14 protein-coding genes are annotated in these 17,532 nt (G+C 69.9%); 4 read left to right on the forward strand and 10 right to left on the reverse strand.

Annotated elements, in window-relative coordinates:
- Nucleotides 1–557: 557 nt before the first annotated feature.
- Together BQ8420_RS14680 and BQ8420_RS14685 are read left to right on the forward strand one after the other, a co-directional pair.
- Nucleotides 558–1,802 carry a DNA sulfur modification protein DndB gene (locus BQ8420_RS14680; protein WP_087099446.1) on the forward strand — a complete coding sequence of 415 codons (1,245 nt, stop codon included), beginning with the start codon at nt 558–560 and terminating at the stop codon, nt 1,800–1,802.
- A gap of 447 nt (nt 1,803–2,249) precedes the next feature.
- On the forward strand, nt 2,250–3,194 hold the full coding sequence (locus tag BQ8420_RS14685; RefSeq protein WP_087099422.1) for a hypothetical protein: 945 nt from the start codon (nt 2,250–2,252) through the stop codon (nt 3,192–3,194).
- On the opposite strand, the gene BQ8420_RS14690 is transcribed toward BQ8420_RS14685, so the two are convergent.
- A complete protein-coding gene (locus BQ8420_RS14690; protein WP_235006216.1) occupies nt 3,162–3,791 on the reverse strand; it encodes a hypothetical protein in 630 nt (209 codons plus the stop codon). The two genes, BQ8420_RS14685 and BQ8420_RS14690, sit on opposite strands and share 33 nt — an antisense overlap.
- Before the next feature lie 74 nt (nt 3,792–3,865).
- A complete protein-coding gene (locus BQ8420_RS14695) occupies nt 3,866–4,495 on the reverse strand; it encodes a class I SAM-dependent methyltransferase (RefSeq protein WP_087099427.1) in 630 nt (209 codons plus the stop codon).
- 148 nt (nt 4,496–4,643) lie between these two features.
- On the opposite strand from BQ8420_RS14695, the gene BQ8420_RS14700 reads away from it, so the two are divergent.
- A complete protein-coding gene (locus BQ8420_RS14700) occupies nt 4,644–5,279 on the forward strand; it encodes a restriction endonuclease (protein ID WP_087099429.1) in 636 nt (211 codons plus the stop codon).
- A gap of 379 nt (nt 5,280–5,658) precedes the next feature.
- Here BQ8420_RS14700 and BQ8420_RS14705 read toward each other — a convergent pair whose 3' ends face one another.
- From BQ8420_RS14705 to BQ8420_RS14725, 6 genes are all read right to left on the reverse strand, one after another.
- Complete coding sequence (locus tag BQ8420_RS14705; RefSeq protein WP_087099431.1) at nt 5,659–5,862, reverse strand: hypothetical protein; 204 nt, start codon at nt 5,860–5,862, stop codon at nt 5,659–5,661.
- Nucleotides 5,863–5,980: 118 nt separating this feature from the next.
- The gene (locus tag BQ8420_RS32315; RefSeq protein WP_200815942.1) at nt 5,981–6,145 is read right to left on the reverse strand and encodes a hypothetical protein; all 165 of its coding nucleotides are present in this window, start codon (nt 6,143–6,145) and stop codon (nt 5,981–5,983) included.
- Nucleotides 6,146–6,225: 80 nt separating this feature from the next.
- Nucleotides 6,226–7,215, reverse strand: a complete 990-nt coding sequence (locus BQ8420_RS14710; RefSeq protein WP_087099433.1) for a bile acid:sodium symporter family protein — start codon at nt 7,213–7,215, stop codon at nt 6,226–6,228.
- Between the two features lie 111 nt (nt 7,216–7,326).
- Complete coding sequence (locus BQ8420_RS14715) at nt 7,327–11,589, reverse strand: TIGR02680 family protein (RefSeq protein WP_087099435.1); 4,263 nt, start codon at nt 11,587–11,589, stop codon at nt 7,327–7,329.
- A complete protein-coding gene (locus BQ8420_RS14720) occupies nt 11,586–13,001 on the reverse strand; it encodes a DUF2398 family protein (RefSeq protein WP_087099437.1) in 1,416 nt (471 codons plus the stop codon). The genes BQ8420_RS14715 and BQ8420_RS14720 overlap by 4 nt, the downstream gene beginning before the upstream one ends.
- A complete protein-coding gene (locus BQ8420_RS14725) occupies nt 13,001–14,521 on the reverse strand; it encodes a TIGR02677 family protein (RefSeq protein WP_087099448.1) in 1,521 nt (506 codons plus the stop codon). The genes BQ8420_RS14720 and BQ8420_RS14725 overlap by 1 nt, the downstream gene beginning before the upstream one ends.
- 258 nt (nt 14,522–14,779) lie before the next feature.
- On the opposite strand from BQ8420_RS14725, the gene BQ8420_RS14730 reads away from it, so the two are divergent.
- Nucleotides 14,780–15,328 carry a restriction endonuclease gene (locus BQ8420_RS14730; RefSeq protein WP_087099450.1) on the forward strand — a complete coding sequence of 183 codons (549 nt, stop codon included), beginning with the start codon at nt 14,780–14,782 and terminating at the stop codon, nt 15,326–15,328.
- Nucleotides 15,329–15,341: 13 nt separating this feature from the next.
- Here BQ8420_RS14730 and BQ8420_RS14735 read toward each other — a convergent pair whose 3' ends face one another.
- Nucleotides 15,342–16,250 (reverse strand): carbohydrate ABC transporter permease, encoded by a 909-nt coding sequence (locus BQ8420_RS14735; RefSeq protein ID WP_087099439.1) that lies wholly within the window; start codon nt 16,248–16,250, stop codon nt 15,342–15,344.
- Nucleotides 16,247–17,512: an ABC transporter permease subunit gene (locus BQ8420_RS14740; RefSeq protein ID WP_087099452.1), complete on the reverse strand. Its 1,266-nt coding sequence runs from the start codon at nt 17,510–17,512 to the stop codon at nt 16,247–16,249. The genes BQ8420_RS14735 and BQ8420_RS14740 overlap by 4 nt, the downstream gene beginning before the upstream one ends.
- Between the last annotated feature and the right edge of the window lie 20 nt (nt 17,513–17,532).

Genomic DNA, 17,532 nt, shown 5'->3' on the forward strand with positions numbered 1-17,532 from the left:
TCCGGAAAGTTCCCTTGGTGTCTGTGACGGTTCCTGACCGTGGTCCGACCAACCTGCGCGATACATGATGTCGGCTGCGGTGATACTCGTATTCTCCGCCATCGAAACCTCCCCTAGCCGTGAACAGTACACACAAATTTTTTCAGGTTGACAATGTTTTCACCTGGCGCCTATGTTGATGACATCGGTATCTTCGCTCCATCCGACGACGCATCCATGGAGTCCAGGCCATATCCACGCCCGGCGTGCCCCAGTCTCATCTCCGGGCCCGGATCGACACCGTTTCCGCTCCTCTCAGGGCGAACCCACCCCCCGACACCCTTGAATTCCGGAGTCGGTATCGGTAGAGGCGACGGGGCGCAGCCGAGCGGAACCTTGGGAAGGCCTCGGCCCGAGCCCTGAGCTTTCTCCCTTTTCGACCACGGCACGAAACGACACCGAAGAGCCCTTGCCGAACCCACTTTCATCGAGGCTGCGGGAACCGGTGTCGAGTGCGGTCGATGACGATCACCGAGGGCGACTCGTCCTCAGACTCGACCCCCAGAAAGGGGACCCCCATGTCCATGTTCATGCCGACCGCCAGGGCCGAGGGAATCACTCTGCCCGTCATGCCCTTTCGCCAGACAGCGGTGGTGGGCACCATCGGTCTGGCCACGCTGCTTCAGATGGCCCACTCACCCAAGCTCGGCGAAGACCCCCGAGCCCTGAAGTATCAGAGCGGGGCCACTCGCCGGCACGCGGAGGTCCGTGCCCTCGTCCAGCGCATGATCAAGTCCACCAACAAGGGCAAGAACGTTCCCGAATACGCGGAGTACATCGCCGCCGGGATCAAGGGCGAGTACGGCAACGGCTGGTCCACACCCCCGGTCACCCTGTGGATCCCGTCCGACGACGAGGGTGACGCCGTCATTCCCGAGGGGCGTGAGCTCGTCGAAGGTACCGGCATCCAGAACATCACCATCATCAGCGGCACCCCCGTCATCGCGATCGATGGGGAGACCCAGGTGACCGCGCTGCACGAGCTCTACGACGACCCCGAGGCCTACGGGCTCACGTACGCGAAGCTCCGCGGGTTCCTCGTACCCTTCGAGCTGTACTGGGGCCTGTCGGTGGAGGACGCACGTCAGATCTTCTACGACCGCAACGTGCAGGGCGTTCCCGTCGCCAAGAACCTCGCCATGAGCATGGATCAGCGGGACTTCGGCACCCAGCTCGCCCACAGCGTGGCCAAGGAACTCATCGTCGAGCACCAGGGAGAACTCGTGGAGTTCTCCAAGCTGGTGCAGGCCCGTAAGCGTCAGCTCGGCAAGAACGATCCCGAGGTCATCACCCTGTCCGGGCTTCGTGCCTTGGTGGTCACCGTGCTCTTCGGACGCGGCGGTATCCAGTTGACGTCCAGCAGTGTAGACGAGAGTGATCTCCCCGAAGGCGTGAAGCCGGACGAGGCTCGTGACACCGTCGTCGAACTGGTGGGATCGACGATCAACGACCTGTTCCCGCACTTCGCCTCTCGATCCGCGGTCTCCACCCCGGCCGTACTCGCGGGTCTGGGCATCGCCGGCCATCAGGCCATGCCATGGGCCGACGGCGACAAGGTCACTCCCGAGACCTTCCGCGATCTCCTCGTCGGGATCAAGTGGGAGCGGAGGGCTTCCTACTGGGGCGGCATCTCAGGCAGGGCGGTAGGCGTTGACGACGGCATCAGTTTCGCCGGTGGGGTGAAGGACTCCGGTGGCCGGGTCGCCGACGCGATCCTCTACCCCCACACCATCCCCGGCAAGAAGATCCGGGGTCAGGCGTAACGCAGACCAACTCATGGGGGAGGGTCGTCGGAGTCGGTGGACCGACTTCGACGACCCTCGACTTTCGGGAAGTCGATGTTCCCTTTCTCCCCTTGTCGTTCATGGGCCGCAACAGTCACAAGAACCACGACACACAAGAGGGATCGTGACCGTTAGCGGACATGAGGTGTTTTCTCCGAGCACCGGAAGGGAAAAAGGCACGCGAACGCTGGCGCGAACCCACGAGGTGCAGCGGTGTCCCTATCCCCAGGGCCGTCCCCGTCCGCCGAACACGCCCCCTACGATCCGCTCGCTTCGGTGCGCGGCAGAATCCTGCTTCATGTCAGGGACGTCAAACGTGCTCCATGGGCGAGAATTCGAGCCGATGGCGGTGGCGTCGTGTTCTCCGGAAAGCGCGCACGCGAAAACGCACAGGAATTCGTTTCGGCCAGCGGCGATAGGCCTCCCGTGGTTCTGGATCCCTCGGCCTATGAGAGTTCCTACGCCACCGCCAAAGAACCGTTCGCCCTCGAATCACAGCAGTACCTGGACACGTGGCGGACGGGCCTCGGGGCGACCTTGGAGACCCTGGTGTCCGGACCCGGCGATCTGGTTCTGACGCCCACTCGCTATCTGAGGTGTGACGCAGAAGGCACCCGAGCCCTGCAGGAGGCCGTCCGGCAGGTGAACACGGTGGACCTGTCGAACGTGGTCTTCGCGGTGCCGGTAGACGCCGGGTGGCTCACCGACCGGAGAGAGCACCTCGTCTCCTGTCTTCGACGAGTGCGCCGCGTTCCCACGGCGCTGATCCTCGGGGCGGAAGGGAACCCGGTGAAGTCCAGGTGCCGGGCTCAGGCGTTGCGAGGGGTCATCGATGCCTGTCCTGGGACGGCGCTGCTCAGGACCGACCTGGCCGCGTTGGACGCGATGGTGCACGGTGCCGCGTTCGCCTCCATCGGTGACACCGCCTCGGTGCGCCACACGACCCCGCCGGGACGGCGGGGCGGGCCACCGGGCTCGGACCCCAGTCCCAACCTCATCCTGCCCGAGCTGATGGATTACTTCCGTGGTTCCACCCTCGCGGAGCATCTGCGGGATTCCCGATATTGCCTCTGTGATCCCTGCGCCGAATGGGGAGAGACCCGTGGCCGTGGCGAGGAGGGAAGGTTTCCCACCCACTTCCAGGACTCGGCCGACACTCGGGACGCCCACGCGCACAACATGGCGATCTGGTCGCGTTGGTGGCGTGAGTTACGTTCGGAAGCCTCTTCCGACCGTATGAAGGCACGGTGGCGGGGCATGTGCAAGCGGGCCTACAACGAATACGAGTGGCACAACCGAGCGATCTCGCCCAGGGAGAACGTGTTCAAGGCCCCTCCGTCACTGCGGTACTGGGGTGACGGGGTCGGATGAGGTTTCGTGTTCGACCACGACCCGATGGACGTGTTCGGCCAGGCGCCAGTGGAGCGCCGCCACGGTTTCGGGGACGTCGGTGGGGGCGTTCACCAAGACCCGCACGTCCTCGCCGTGGCATTCGGCGAGCCCCACTCCGTAGAAGTCCGCCTCCCAACACGCCCGGTCCCGGTCCTTGAGCAAAGGTGGGCACACCGCCATGCGTGGTGCGACACGGCTGAGAGCGCAGGCCCCATCGAGTGCTTCGACCCAGGTGTCCGCCCGGGTGAGAAGCGCTTCCAAGCGCACCGGCGCGTCCGCCAATCGCAGCACTCGTCCGCTTCGGCGTCTCCTGGTCCACGTGGGTAGCGCCGGAAGGATGCACCGCTCCCGCTCGGTCAGCCCTTCCAGTGGGACCCACTCGCCCAAGGGCAGTGTCTGGAGCAGCTGATAGACGCCCAGGCGTGAGCCGAGCGTTCGGCCACCCTCGCGGAGGCGACGCTGCGCTTGCACGGGGCGGTACACCGCGGTGACCGCTCTACCTCGTACCAGGGTGTCCACGGCTCGCGCGTCCTTGGCGTCGACGAGAGCCCGCATGGTTCGGAGTCGGGGTTCCACTCCACGCATGTTGGCAGAGAGTCGCCGAACACGGGAGTGGAACCCCTCCATCTGTGAGTGGCGGGGCGTGGGGGTCAGCGGGTGCGGAGGACCACCAGGTTGCAGGTGATGTTCTCCTTGACGTGGTAGACGCTCTTCGGGGTGGACTCCTCCAGGTGCACCAGGCCGGCCTTTTCGAGGGCCTGGACCTTGGCCTTGTAGCCGGAGGGTTCCCAGATGCGGTCCAGGACGGTGACGACGATGGGCGCGCCCGGGCGGGCCACGCGCACGAGTTCGTCGAAGGCCTCGGGGCCCACGTGTCCTTCGGTGAGGGTGCCCACGCAGATGACCGCGTCGTAGGCCTCGTCCTCGGCGGGCAGGCGCCGGGTCAGGTCGGCCTTGGCGAGGTCGCGGTAGAGGCCCTTGGCACGGGCCTCGTCGAGCATGGCGGTGGACAGGTCGAAGCCGTCGATGACCTCGAATCCGTGACCGGACAGGGCGGCGCCGACCAGGCCGGTGCCGCAGCCGGCGTCGAGGATCTCGGCCTCGGGTCGGTCGGCGAGCAGGGCGCTCAGGCGCTGGGCGGCGTGGGTGGGCGCGGCGTAACCCATGCCCTCGGTGGTGTCGTGCTCGTAGGTGGCGGCCCACTCGTCGTAGGCGCTCTCGGCCTCTTCGGGGCTCTTCAGGGCGTACACACGGTCCAGGATCCGGCGGTGGTCGCTCATGGATCGGCCTCCCTCGTCTAATGAAAAGGACATCAAGCCTTATTGCGACCATATAGGGCAAGGGTTTTCGGGGTGAGGGGTGGTGAGGGCCACAGCGACGGTCGTGGGTGGACCGTGACGTTCACCGAACAGCGGGAAGGTGCCCTCCATGACGGACATCTCCCCAGACGACGAGACGAAGGCGCACCGCGGTACCCGGGAGTGGCGACTGGTCTGGCGCCACCGGTACGCGGTGATCCTGGCCCTGATCGTGGCGCTGATGGTGGGCACGTGGGTGGTCCAGAGCGCGGAGCAACCGGTGTTGTGGCCGGCGGGCGCGTTGGTGGGCGCGTTCCTGGTGTGGTGGGCACGCCGGCGGTGGCTCCGAGCCCGGGAACAGGGGGCGCTCGCAAAGGTCGACCTGTCCGAGGTCGACCTGATGACGGGCGTGGAGTTCGAGGAACACGTCGCCATGCTGATGCGGGTGAACGACTACACGGCGGTGACCGTGGTGGGCGGCGCCGACGACGGCGGTGCGGACGTCCTGGGACGTGCTCCGGACGGGCGGGAGGTCGTGGTGCAGTGCAAGCGGTGGAACCATCCGGTGCCGCCCAACGACGTGCGCGCGTTCATCGGCGTGCTGCACAGCGGCTACGAGGGCTATGCGGGGATCTTCGTGTCCTCGTCCGGGTTCACCCGGGCCGCCGCGGCGCAGGGCGAGGGCCACATGGTCTTGGTGGATCGGGACGCCCTGGCGCGGTGGATGAGCGGCGTGGAGGTACCGGAGCCGTTGTCGGGCGGGTGAGGGCCCGCGTCGAGACGCGGGCCCGGGACATGTTTTCGCAGTTCAGGCGTGGGTTCTGGGTTTTTGGAAGTTTCCTGTCCTAAACCCTTGGGATACCGGTCTCGTGGGTTGCTTGCGATTCTCGGGGGAGTTCCCGCCCCTTCCTGGTGAGCCAATGGGGGACGGGACGTGTGGGGCTCCCGGGGTTCGGGGGCCCCACTGGCCCCGATCGCGGCGGGGCCGATCCGGTCCGTAGAGCCCCGAGTGTCTCCGGCAGACTCCCGAGTTGGCACCCCCGTCAGTCACTGACGGGGGTCAGCGGGCTGTCCGGGCCCACCTGACTCCTGGCTCCGAGGTCAGGTGGGCATGGGTCTTCTGGGTTTCATGACGGCTCCCGGGTTCAGTGGTGGCGGCAGTACGGGGGCTTGCGTGGGCGAGGGATACGAGGGTGGACGCCCGGGCAGGTCACCGGGACGGTGAGCTGTGGCGGGGCCGGGAGGGTCGCCCAGGTGACCGTGCGTTCGACCAACGCGACGGGGGTGGACAGCAACGTGAACAGCAGGAGCCCGGAGCACGGGGCGACCAGACGGAATCGCTCGAACATGCGCCCAGACTGGCAGGGCGAAGGTGAGCGCACGGCTGCTTCGGGTGATCGCCCCGTGTCCGGTTGAGGTCAGGGGTCGGGCGTGTGTCGTGGGAGGCGCGGGGGTAGGGCCCCTGCTTCAGGCGAAGATCTCCATGACCACCACGATCAGGCCGATGACCAGCATCGCGGCGAAGATGAAGTAGCAGCCCACGTTTCCCGTGGCGCCCGGGTCACGGGTGGGTCCGCGGTGGATGTCGGTGCGGCCCTTGCCGGGCCTGCGCTTGCTCTTCTTCTTGCCCACCTGTGGTTTTTCCGTTCCGGGTCGGGGGATGTCGGAGCCAGAGCCTGGCATGGGTACCCGAGATCGGGCAAGCCCCGAGGTCAGGTGTGTTCGGGGTCGGCCCGGTCCTCGGCGTTCTCTGCGTTCTCGGGGGTCTCCGCGTCCTTGGGGGCCTTGCGCGCCCAGTAGGTGGCCACCAGCGCGCCGGACAGGTTGTGCCAGACCGAGAACAGGGCGCCCGGCAGGGCGGCGAGCGGCTCGAAGTGGGTGGTGCCCAGGGTCGCGGCGAGCCCGGAGTTCTGCATGCCGACCTCGATGCTCAGGGCGCGGCGGGAGGTGTCGGGCAGCTTACCGACCACGCCCACGAGGTAGCCCAGTCCCAGACCCAGGGTGTTGTGCAGGATGACCGCCAGGCCCAGGAGGAGTCCGGTGCTCAGGACGGCGTCGGCGTTGGCGGCCACGATGCCCGCGACGACCAGCACGATGCCGGTGACCGACACCAGCGGCATGAGGGGCAGGACCTTGGACACGGCGCGGTCGGCGAAGGTGCGCAGTAGCAGTCCGCCCACCACCGGGAGCAGGACGACCTGGAGGATCGAGACGAACATGTCGGCGATCGACACGTCCAGGGTGGATCCGGCCAGGCCCAGGACCAGGAGCGGGGTGACGAACGGCGCGAGCATGGTGGAGATCGACGTCATCGCCACCGACAGGGCGACGTTGCCCCGGGCCAGGTAGACGATGACGTTGGAGGCGGTCCCGCCGGGGGACGCTCCGACCAGGATCATGCCGACCACCAGCAGTGGCGGAAGGTTCAGCAGGTGGGCGATGCCCCATCCCAGCAGCGGCATGACCGTGAACTGGGCGGCCACGCCGAGCACGACGGCCCGGGGGTGTTTGGCGACGATGGCGAAGTCGGCCGGGCGCATCGTCAGGCCCATGCCGAACATGATGACGCCGAGCAGCAGGGACACGTGCGGCGCGATGAGGGAGGCCTGGGCCGGGGCGGCCAGACCCACCACGGCTCCCAGGAGGACCAGGACCGCGAACCACTTGCCGACGAAGTCGGCGACCTGCTTGATGACCTTCATCGTGTACTTCTTCCCAGGTGGTGTCCGGCAGGGCTTCCTTCCGACCGGCAGCAGGTTACTCCCCTGGTGATGGGTGTGGGGGCACCAGGGTCGGTCGGAGCGTGCCCGGCCTCATGTGGCGGCCTCCACCTCGGCCAGGAGGGTCCCGGCGGTGGACCGGGGAACGTATCGGGTCGGGGTGATGCCGAGCAGTTCGGCGGCGAGTTCCTCGTTGCCGGTGAACCCCGCGTCGGCGTCCAGGGTCTGATCGCCGTCCCAGAGCATGAACAGAGCCGAGACGGTGCCGCTCGCCTTGTCGTGGTGCATGTCGTAGTGCGCGGCCATGGGGACGCTGTCGTAGTGCACCCACAGGTCGTGGCCGGTCATGAACATGTCCAGGTCGAAGGTGACGGTCAGGCCCATGAGTTCGGGCTTGTACCGGTCGTCGATGCCGGCGAAGGCCTCGTCCAGGGCGACCACGCGCGGGCAGGTGGGGGCGGCCGAGGTGTACAGGGCGTTGGCGGCGGCGAACAGGGGCAGGTGGATGGCGGCGGACTTCTCGCCGCCGGACATCTGTTCGTGCTTGTTCTTGGTGAGGGTGACCTCGTCCTTGCCGGGCACGGCCAGGCGCAGCTCGAACCGGTACCAGGTGCGGTAGTCCAGCACCGCGGACAGCACCTGTTTGTGGCCGGCCCGGGGGTGGGCGGCGTGGTAGTCGCGGATCATCTGGCGCAGGACCCCGCGCAACTCCCCCAGGCCACGGGGGCCGAGGCCGTCACCATCGCGGCCGACCAGGTCGGCGGCCTTGCGCTGGTGGTCGCCGAGCCCGTCGGAGCGGGACCAACGGATGCCCACCCGGGTGCCGGAGGACATGGGGCGGGCGCGGGTGTCGCGGTCCATGGCGCGCACCAGCTGTTTGGCGGTGCGGACGCGTTCGTGGATCTGTTGGGCGATGCCGCCGAGCAGTTCGTCCTCCAGGACCCCCTGCTCCTCCTCGCGCAGGAGCGCGCCCTGTTCCTGGACTCGGGCGGCCACGGCCCGGGTGAAGGCGGAGACGGGGGTGCGTCCGTTCTCGTCGTTGACGTGGACGGTGACCAGGCCGCTGGCCCCGACCTCGTGGTCGACCCGGTAGCCCTCGGCGTCGCCGCCGAGCGCCTCCTGGAAGGTGCGCAGGGCCTGGGACATGCGGGTTCCGGCGCTCTTGAGCTCGCCGTCGGTGACCTTGGCGGCGCCGACGCGTTCGGTGAAGGCTTCCATCAGCGCGGCGGCGTCGCCGGGCAGGGTGTCGCGAACCGAGTCGACCTCGCCGGTGAGCAGGCGTTCTGCAGCCTGCTCGGGTGTGGGCCACTGGTCGGGGGCGGGCCAGGTGCCGGAGGTGTCCACGTCCAGGACCGCGCGCACGGCGGGGCGGGTGAGCGCGGAGAGGGCGGCGGTGTGTTCGAAGAGTGTGCCCAGGGCTTCGGTCAGCGACCGGCCGCCGCTGTCGCGCAGTGTTTCGGAGCGCACGGCCAGGTCGTGCGCGTCCGAGGCCTCCTTCTCGGCGTCACGGTGTCGTTCGCCGACCTCGCGCAGTTCGGACTCGGTGTGTTCGAGGCGGTCGAGGAGTTCGCGGGCCGGGGCGTCGATGGCGGCCTCCAGCGTGGCCAGCTCGGCCGTCTCGCGTTCGTGGTCGGCCCGGCCTCGGTCGAGTTCGGCGCGGTCACCGCTCAGGGCTTCGGTGAGCCGGGCGACGGTGTCGCGGCGTTCGTCGAGGTCGCGGGTGTACTCGGCGATGTCGGCGCGTGCGTCGTGCAGGGCTCGGGCGGTCTCGGCGAAGGCGTCGAGTGCGGCGGCGACGGCGGCGACGTCCTCGGCGCGGGTGGGCATGGCGCGTTCGGAGGCCAGGGCCCGGACCTTGCGGCGTTCGGCCTCCACCTGGGCGATGGCGGCGTCGAGTTCGCGGCGGGCCTCGGAGCGGGCGCCACGGGCCGAGGCCAGGAGGGTGGAGTGGTGTTCGAGGGCGCGCACGGCCTTGGCGACGGCGGTGGCCTCGGGCAGGTCGACGCGGGCGTGGGCGAAGTCCTGGAGTCGTTCGCCGGCCCGGAGGAGCCGGTCGTCGAGTTCGGCGCATTCGCGGGTGAGTTCGCCGATGCGGGTGTCGCAGACGGCGAGGCGTTCACCGCGTCGCTGGGCGCGGTTGGTGGCCCCGATGAACTCGGCGACGGGCTTGGGGTGGGCGCCGACCAGTGGGCCCAGGCGGAAGCGGGCGCGGATGTCCACGCCGACCATCACGTCCGGGGCCGGGGCGTCCGGTGCGCCCGGGGCGTCGTCGCCGGTGGTGAGGGGGATGTCGGCCAGGACGGCGGCGATGACGTCGGTGGGCACGTGTTCCTGGGTCTCGGGGACCAGGACGTCGGCCAGGGTCGGGCCGGATGGTGCGCGACCCTTGGCCCCGGCGTCGGTGGGCAGCAGGTGGGCGTCGGCCTCGGCCGTGTCCAACGCCTGCCGGGTGAGCGCGAGGTCGGGGTGGACCCAGGCGGTGAGCAGTCCGGCGGCGTGCAGGGCGCCCTCGATGGCGGCGCCCTGTTCGGCGGGCAGGTCATCGCGGAAGCGGACCAGCCGCCACAGCGCTGCGCCGGGCCGGTCGGTACGGGGCGCGGGACGCAGCGGGTCCGCGGGTGGGGCGTCGTCGCGTTCGGCGGCGACGTGGTCGCGTTCGCGCCGGGCCTCGAAGAGTTCGCGACCCAGGCGCTCGCGTTCGGCCTCCAGGGTGTGCACCCGGGCGGCCGCCTCCAACCGGTGTTCGTGCACCTGTTCGTCGAAGACCTGGGCGAGAGTGGGGGTGCCGGGTTCGCCGTAGGTGTCCAGGGCGGCGCGCAGGGCCTCGGGGACCTCGGAGTCCTCCGTCCCGGTGACGTCCCAGCGCCGGGACCAGGCGTCCAGGTCGACGGCGACCGCTCGGCGTCGCTCGGCGAGGTCGCGTTCGGCGGCCTCGCAGGCGCTCTCGTGTTCGCCGAGGGTCTGCTCGGAACGGGAGGCGGCGGTCTCGGCGCGGCGTCGACCCTCCTCGGCGCGTTCCTGGTCGCGGAGGCGTTCACGGACGGCGCGGACGTCGTCGAGACGGGCGCTCGCCCGGGCCTTGGCGGTCTCGGGCAGGTCGTCGCCGGTGTCGACCTCGCCTTCGGCGTCGTGGACGAGGCCGGAGCGTTCGGCGGCCCCGACGAGTTCGGCGCGCAGTTCCTCGGCGCGGGCGAGCTCGCGGTCGACCCGGTCGGCGACGCGGGTCGCCTCACCGCCCAGGCGGGTGATCTCCTCCTCTTGGCCGCGCACCCGGCTCTCCTGAGTGCTGATCCGGCGGGCGCGTTCCTCTTGGCCGGACCTCCTGACCTGGAGGGCCTGCTGGTCGCGGAGGGTGTCGTGCTGTCGCAGGGTGTCGCGTTCGGCGGTCAACTCGGCGGCGCGCTTGCCCAGTTCCTCGGTTCGGGCGCGGGCCCGGTCCCGGTCGGTGGAGGCCCGCCGGAGTTCCTCGGCGGCGTCGGCGACGGTGCGGGCGTGGGCGTCGGCCTGTTCGGTGGCGGCCTCGACCCGCAGCAGGCGGTGGCGTGCGTTGAGGGCCAGGTAGTCGGAGTAGACCTCGCTGAAGGTACTGGCGGCCTCGTGGGAGGCGTTGGCGGCGGCGAAGCGGCTCTGGACGGCGGAGAGGTTGGCGAAGTCGCGGGCCGCCTGGTCGACGAGGGTCTCATCGAGAGGGCTCAGGCCACCGGTGAGGGTGTGCGAGACCTTCTCGGGGTCCAGGTCCTTGGCCAACAGGGGGCGGCGCAGGGCCAGCAACAGGTCCAGGAGTTGGACGTAGCGATCGCCCAGCCCGAACAGGCGGGCGTCCACGGCCCGGCGGTAGTCGGCGGCGCTGTTGTGGTGGGCGTCCTCGCCCAGAGCGGTCTTGAGCTGGCGTTCGGTGAGGGGTCGGTCGTCGGTGGACAGCAGCCCGAAGTCCACCCCCAGGCGCAGGTCGGTGACGAAGAAGGAGGGGGTGACGCCGTCGCGATGGCGGTGGGCGCGCAGACCGATGATGAGGGTGACGGTCTCGGGGTCCCCGCCCTCCTCGTCCCGTTCGGTCTCGTCGCGTTCGCGGGCGAACTCCATCCACACGTAGCCGTAGGCGGACTCGTCGCCCCGGTAGAGCAGGTTGGACTTCATGGTGCGGTTCTGGCCGCTGAAGGGGTCGAGCCGGCGGGCGTCGGTGTAGCCGTCCAGGATGAAGGGGAATAGGACCTCCAGCGCCTTGGTCTTGCCCGAACCGTTGTGTCCGCGCAGCACCAGACGCCCGTCGGCGAAGGCGAACTCCTCATCGAGGTAGTCCCAGATGTTGACGATCCCCGCCCGGTTGGGTCGGAAACGGTCGCTCCTGCGGATCATGGTGCGGTGTCCTCGGTTCCTGGATCGGACGTGGTGTCGGTGTCGGTATCGGTAGCCGGGTCGAGGGGGCCGAAGGGGAGCAGGCCGGTGTCGGGGCGTTCGGGCAGCGCCCCTCGGATGTTGCGGTAGCGCAGCGCGGCGGGGGTGACCAGGACCCCGCCCGGGACCGGCCGCACCAGTGACAGGTCGGACAGCAGGTCCAGCGCGGCGTCCAGCAGACCGTGGGGGTCGCGCTGCCAGGCGACGGTGAAGGAGGCGGCGCCGAACTCCTCGAACAGGTCGGCGACCATCTCCTCCAGGCGTTCGCGTTCCACCAGGGGCGCGGGGGCCGGTTCGTTCGGTCGTGGCGGGTCCTCGGAGCGGTCCCAGGCGAGTTCGGCCACGACCGCGTCCCGGGGCAGCCCGGCGTCGACCCGACCGACCAGGTCGGTCTGCTCGTGCACGGGGCCGTGGGCCGGCAGGTGGGTCAGGGCGGCCCAGGACTCCTCGAAGTGGTTGGCGACCTGGGCCAGGAGCAGCCCGGCCGCGCGGGTCACCGCCCCTCCCCTGCCGGGAAAGGCACGGTCGGTGAAGGTCCCGGCGGAGTCGGCCAGCAGCACGCCCTCGGCCCGCCGTTCCGGTTTGAGGCCGGTCAGGCGCGCCACCTCCTCGACCGGACCCTTGGCGCGCAGGACGGCGGCGACCTCGGGTTCGACGTCGGTGTAGTAGACCACCGGGTACTCCACCAGCAGGCGGCGGGCGCGTTGGGCCACGCGTTCGGGGGCGGCGTCCGGTCCGAGGGGGTCGTTGAGGAGACCGGCGGCGCTGTGCAGGTGTTGGACCGGCCGACTGGGGCGGAAGAGGATCTCGCAGGTCTCGTGGTCGATGTCGAACAGGGCGTCGGCGTGTTCGCCACCGCGCGCCCAGGCCTCGACCGAACCGTCGGACAGGTGCAGGGCGCCGCGTTCCAGTAGCCAGTGGGCCACGTCGACCAGCGCGGCCTTGTGGGTGGAGTCGGTGGGGTCGTAGCCCAGGCCCTGGATGTCGTTGGCCGAGGGGGTGAAGCGGCGGACCAGGTCACCGAGGCTGATCTCGACCTGGGAGCGTTGGAAGGAGGCCAGGACCAGGCACAGGTAGGCCAGACGTCGCCGGTCGAAGGGGCGCCCCTTGCGCGCGAAGACCTGGCGCTGGGTGGGGTCGAGCAGGTCGAGTTCACGCACCAGCCGCACGTGGTCGGTGGTGGCGATGAGCCGGTAGCCGAACAGTACGCGCAGGTCCTCGGCCATCTGGTCGGCCCAGAAGAGGACCTGGTCGAGCACGCCGGGACGTGGTCGGGCGGCGGTGATGACGTCGCAGGTCAGGACGCGTCGCACGGCCTGTTGGTAGGTGCCCAGGTCCACATCCGGAACGCGCGGGCGGGTGGCCTTGGCCATCACTTCCCCTTCCTGGCGGCGAGTTCGAGGCGGAACCCGGGCAGGTGCAGGTCGCCTTGGACGGTGCGCACGGTGGCGCCCCGGTCGCTGGGCACGAGCCGCACCAGTGTTCCCGCGTCGTCCCCGGTGGCCGAGCTCATGCGTCCGGCGACCACCGACCTGGATTCCAGGGCCTTGGTGACCAGGCGCAGCAGGACCCGGGTGTCACTGTCGTCCAGGACGCGGTCGTGCGCGCCGTCGTCGACCAAGCGTTGGGCGGAGGCGCGTTCGGTCTCGCGGTCCTCGCGTTGGCGGCGGCGCAGTTCGGTGCGGGCGCCCCGGTCCCGGCGGACCGGTTTGGGCACTCCCGGGGTGGGCGAGCGGTCGTTGCGGAACAGGGTCACCGAGACCTCCACCCCGGCGGCGTCGTGCCAGGAGTCGGAGGGCGAGAACTCGTCGCCGTCCTCGTGGGCCACGCCCAGGTGGCGGGCGGAGCGGGTGTTGAACGCGGCGCCCATGAGCGCGTGGGCGGCGCCGTCGTCGGGGGTGTCGAACACCCAGGCGGCCAGGTGGCGCAGCTGGGTGGAACGGTTGACGCCGCCGCGTTGGGCCTCGGTGATCTGGCGCAGGAGCGCGACCACGCCGGAGACGGCCGAGCGGGTGGCCTGCCCGAGTTCGGCGGACCGGGTGGGCGCCCCGTCCTCGGTGGCGAACCAGGCGCGCAGGGCCCGCCAGCGCCGACCCCAGTCCTCCAGGCGTTCGGAGCGGTCCATGAAGAGGCGTTCGTCGGCGTCGACCGCGCGGGAGAGCAGGGTGGTCAGGCCGGTGGCCTCGACCTCGTGGACGGCCTGGTCCAGGCGGGGCAGGTAGCGGTCCAGTTCGGCCATGAAGTCGGACATGTGGACGAGCAGGGCGTTCTTGTGGCGCAGGAAGACCTCGGGTGAGGCCTCCGTGGAGCGCAGGATCTCTCCCAGGGTGACGTGGAACTGGGCGGAGCGGCGTCCCATGTCCTCCATGACCGAGTCCAGACGGGCCAGGCGGCGGTAGACGTCCTCGACCCGGCCGGTGCGGTTGGCCTCGGCGAGGGCGCCGAGGTCCTCCAGCACGTCGGAGAAGACCAGGCGGGACAGGTTGACGTCCTCCACCCGGGCGCCCAGGACCCCTTCGACGGCCCGGTAGGCGCGGTAGCCGAGCTCGCTGAACTGGTAGACGGACTGGCGGTTGCGGTAGCTGGCCAGGGTGCCGGCGCGGGAGGCGTCGTCGAAGCGGTGCACGACGCCGTCGGTGGCGAGTTCGTCGAGCCGCCTGCGCAGTTCGGGGGCGGCCACGACCGGTGCGTCGGGGTGGTGCGCGGCGAGTTCGCGCAGGGTCGACTCGACCTCGTGCGCGCCGACCTGGACTTGGTGGACCTCGCGGCGCCGGTCCACGGCGCGCAGGATCCACAGGTAGGTGACGTGGTCGTCGCGCCGGGTGAAGTTGAACAGGCGGAAGCGGTCGCTGACGGCGAGCGCGTCCAGATCCAGCGCCGCGCGTTCGACCACAGCTTCCACCCCCGTGTTCTCGTGGCTCTTGTCCGCACCCCCGTGTGCGAACACCACGCCTGGGCCATTGTGGCAGTGAGCGGGGACGGTCCGTTCCCGCTCCCTCGGGGAGCGCCGGGGGAATGTCGGTGCCTCATGCGATGATGTGGCCCGCTATGTCCCCCACCCCCTGGGAAGAACGTGACTGTACGGCGAAGTCGGCGCGGGCGGCGAGGGCGACGGTGGGTCCGATGGCTCCGGGGTGCGCTTCCCCTGACCCTGGTGCTGCTCCTGCTGGGCCTGGGGTGGCTGCGCGACAACGCCGATCGCCCACTCGTGTGGCTGCTCATCGCCCTGGTGACGGTGCTCGTGGTGGCCGCGGCGGGCTGGTGGGCATGGACGCGGCTGCGGCGGGCCCGGGAGCGGTGGATCGTCTCGCGTACCGGCATCGCGGGGATCGACACGATGTCCGGGATCGAGTTCGAGCAGTACGTGGCGCGGCTGCTGCGCACCCACGGGTACACGCGGGTGACGGTGGTCGGTGGGGCCTCCGACGGTGGGGTGGACCTGCGCGCGCAGACCCCCGACGGAAGAGCGTTGGCCGTGCAGTGCAAGCGCTGGCGCAAGCCGGTTCCACCCAACGAGGTTCGAGCCTTCCTCGGCGCGCTGACCGGAGGGCACCGCGGCTACCTGGGGATGTTCGTCGCCTCCAACGGGTTCACCAGGGAGGCCGTGCGCGAGGCCGGTGACGGGATGGTCCTGGTGGACCGGCACGGGCTGGGTCTGTGGATGGCCGGTGAGCGCGCCCCGGACCTGCCACCGGGATGAGGCCGACCCGGGGTCACTTGGTGGCGGCGAACGCCCCTTGGACGAAGTAGCGCTGGAAGGCGAAGAACACCAGCAGCGGCACCAGCATGGACAGGAACGCGCCGGAGGCCAGCACGTCGACATTGGTGCCGAACTGGCGCAGATGGGAGCGCAGCGCCACGGTCAACGGCGCCGAGTCCGGGCTGGTCAGGACCAGGGCGACGAGCATGTCGTTCCACACCCACAGGAACTGGAAGACCGCGAGGGAGGCCAGGGCGGGCCGGGCCACCGGCAGGACCACCTTGCGGAAGATCCGCCACTCGCGGGCCCCATCCATGCGGGCCGCTTCGAGCAGGTCCCGTGGGATGCCCACGAAGAAGTTGCGCAGGAGGAACACCGCGAAGGGCAGTCCGAAGGCCACGTGGAACAGGACGGCGCCGGTGATGGAACCGAAGACGCCCAGGGCCCCGTACAGCTGGGAGATGGGGATGAGGGCGGCCTGGACGGGCAGGACCAGCAGGCCGACCACGGCGACCATGATCCAGTCGCGTCCGGGGAAGTCCATCCAGACCAGGGCGTAGGCGGCCAGCGCCCCGATCCCCACGACCAGGAGCGTGGACGGCACCGAGATGTAGACGGTGTTGAGGAACGAGCGGAGGACGACGTCGTCCTCGACCAGGCTCCGATAGTTGGCCAGGGTCAGCTCGGTGGGTTTGAGCAGGGCCGTCCACCAGCCGCTGTTGGTGTTGTCGGCCCCCGAGCGCAGTGACACCAGGAGCAGGCCCACGAGCGGGACCATCCAGAACAGGGCCACGGTGACCAGGAGGAACTGCGCGACACCCGATCCCGACCGGGCCACCAAACGGGCGGCCGGGCCGCGGCGTGGGGCACCGGTGACGGAGACCTCGACGACCGAGGGCGACTTCTTGGCCGGGGTGGTCATGGGCGCTCCCGTCGGAACCGTCGGATGTTGAAGTACATGATCGGCAGTACCAGGAGCAGGAGCAGGACCACGAGGGCGCTGCCCAGTCCCCGGTCACCGCCCGCGCCGAAGGAGACCTGCCACATGCGCAGGGCGATGACGCCGGCGTCGGACTGCACCGACCCGGGCGCGATGACGAACACCAGGTCGAAGATCTTGAGCACGTTGATCACCAGTGTCACGAACACCACGAGCAGCAGGGGCCCGAGGAGGGGCATGGTGACCTTGCGGAACACCTGCCATTCGGTGGCCCCGTCGACCCGGGCCGCTTCGAGGGCGTCGCGTGGGAGCGCGGCGAGCCCGGCGGCGATGAAGGTGATCGCGAACCCGGACATGATCCACACCCAGGAGGAGATGATCACCGGTGTGACCAGGGTGGGACCGAGCCAGGTCAGACCGCGGAAGGGCTCGGTGAAGTTGTCGGCGGCCAGGTGGATCGTGTACTCGCCGGGACGCAGTTCGGTCAGGATGAAGCGGCCGTCGTCGCCGGTGGTGGTGGAGGCGACGACCCGTCCGCCCTGGAGGGCTTCCACCCTCATGCGGGGCATGCCTTTCTCGCCGTCGTCGAGGACGCCCGATGCGCCGTCCAGGGCCACGTCCAGCCAGACCACGCCTTGGAGACCGGTGTCGGTGGGTTCGGGGGTCGAGGCCGGGGAGGCCGGTTCGGGCAGGTCGCCGGGGCGCACCCCCACCATGGGCAGTTCCACGACCTGACCGGGTTCGTGGGTGTCGGCGCCGGTGAAACCGCCGAGCGCCGCGTCGGGTTCCAGGGCGGCGTCGCGAGGTTCGGCGCCGGGGTACTCCGAGGGGGAGGTGAAGGCGTCGTGCACGGTCACCATCGCCGCGTTCACCGCGCCCCGGTCGGGGTTCTCGTCGTAGACGAGTCGGAAGATGACGCCGGAGGCGAACAGGGAGATCGCCATGGGCATGAACAGCAGGATGCGGAAGGCGGTCGCCCAGCGCACGCGTTCGGTGAGGACGGCGAGGACCAGCCCCAGACCGGTGACCAGGGCGGGGGCGACCAGCACCCAGATCCCGGTGTTGCGGAGCGCGGTGAGCGTGCGGTCGTCGGTGAACATGTGGGCGTAGTTGTCGAGTCCGACGAAGCCCGTTCCCGAGGCGTCGAAGAGGCTGCGCACCACCGAGTAGGCGGCCGGGTAGACCAGGAACGCGGCGAGGAACAGCAGCGCGGGCAGCAGGAACAGGGTGGCCGGGCCGCACAGGCGGCGTAACCGGGAGGGAC

This window comes from Nocardiopsis sp. JB363 (genome assembly GCF_900143625.1).
Taxonomy (GTDB): domain Bacteria; phylum Actinomycetota; class Actinomycetes; order Streptosporangiales; family Streptosporangiaceae; genus Nocardiopsis.

Bases quoted from the DNA above. Each gene is read 5' to 3' on its own strand.
- BQ8420_RS14710 (WP_087099433.1), bottom strand. From the start codon at position 7,215: ATGAAGGTCATCAAGCAGGTCGCCGACTTCGTCGGCAAGTGGTTCGCG.
- BQ8420_RS14680 (WP_087099446.1), top strand. From the start codon at position 558: ATGTCCATGTTCATGCCGACCGCCAGGGCCGAGGGAATCACTCTGCCC.
- BQ8420_RS14735 (WP_087099439.1), bottom strand. From the start codon at position 16,250: ATGACCACCCCGGCCAAGAAGTCGCCCTCGGTCGTCGAGGTCTCCGTC.
- BQ8420_RS14720 (WP_087099437.1), bottom strand. From the start codon at position 13,001: ATGGCCAAGGCCACCCGCCCGCGCGTTCCGGATGTGGACCTGGGCACC.
- BQ8420_RS14705 (WP_087099431.1), bottom strand. From the start codon at position 5,862: ATGTTCGAGCGATTCCGTCTGGTCGCCCCGTGCTCCGGGCTCCTGCTG.
- BQ8420_RS14700 (WP_087099429.1), top strand. From the start codon at position 4,644: ATGACGGACATCTCCCCAGACGACGAGACGAAGGCGCACCGCGGTACC.
- BQ8420_RS14695 (WP_087099427.1), bottom strand. From the start codon at position 4,495: ATGAGCGACCACCGCCGGATCCTGGACCGTGTGTACGCCCTGAAGAGC.
- BQ8420_RS14715 (WP_087099435.1), bottom strand. From the start codon at position 11,589: ATGATCCGCAGGAGCGACCGTTTCCGACCCAACCGGGCGGGGATCGTC.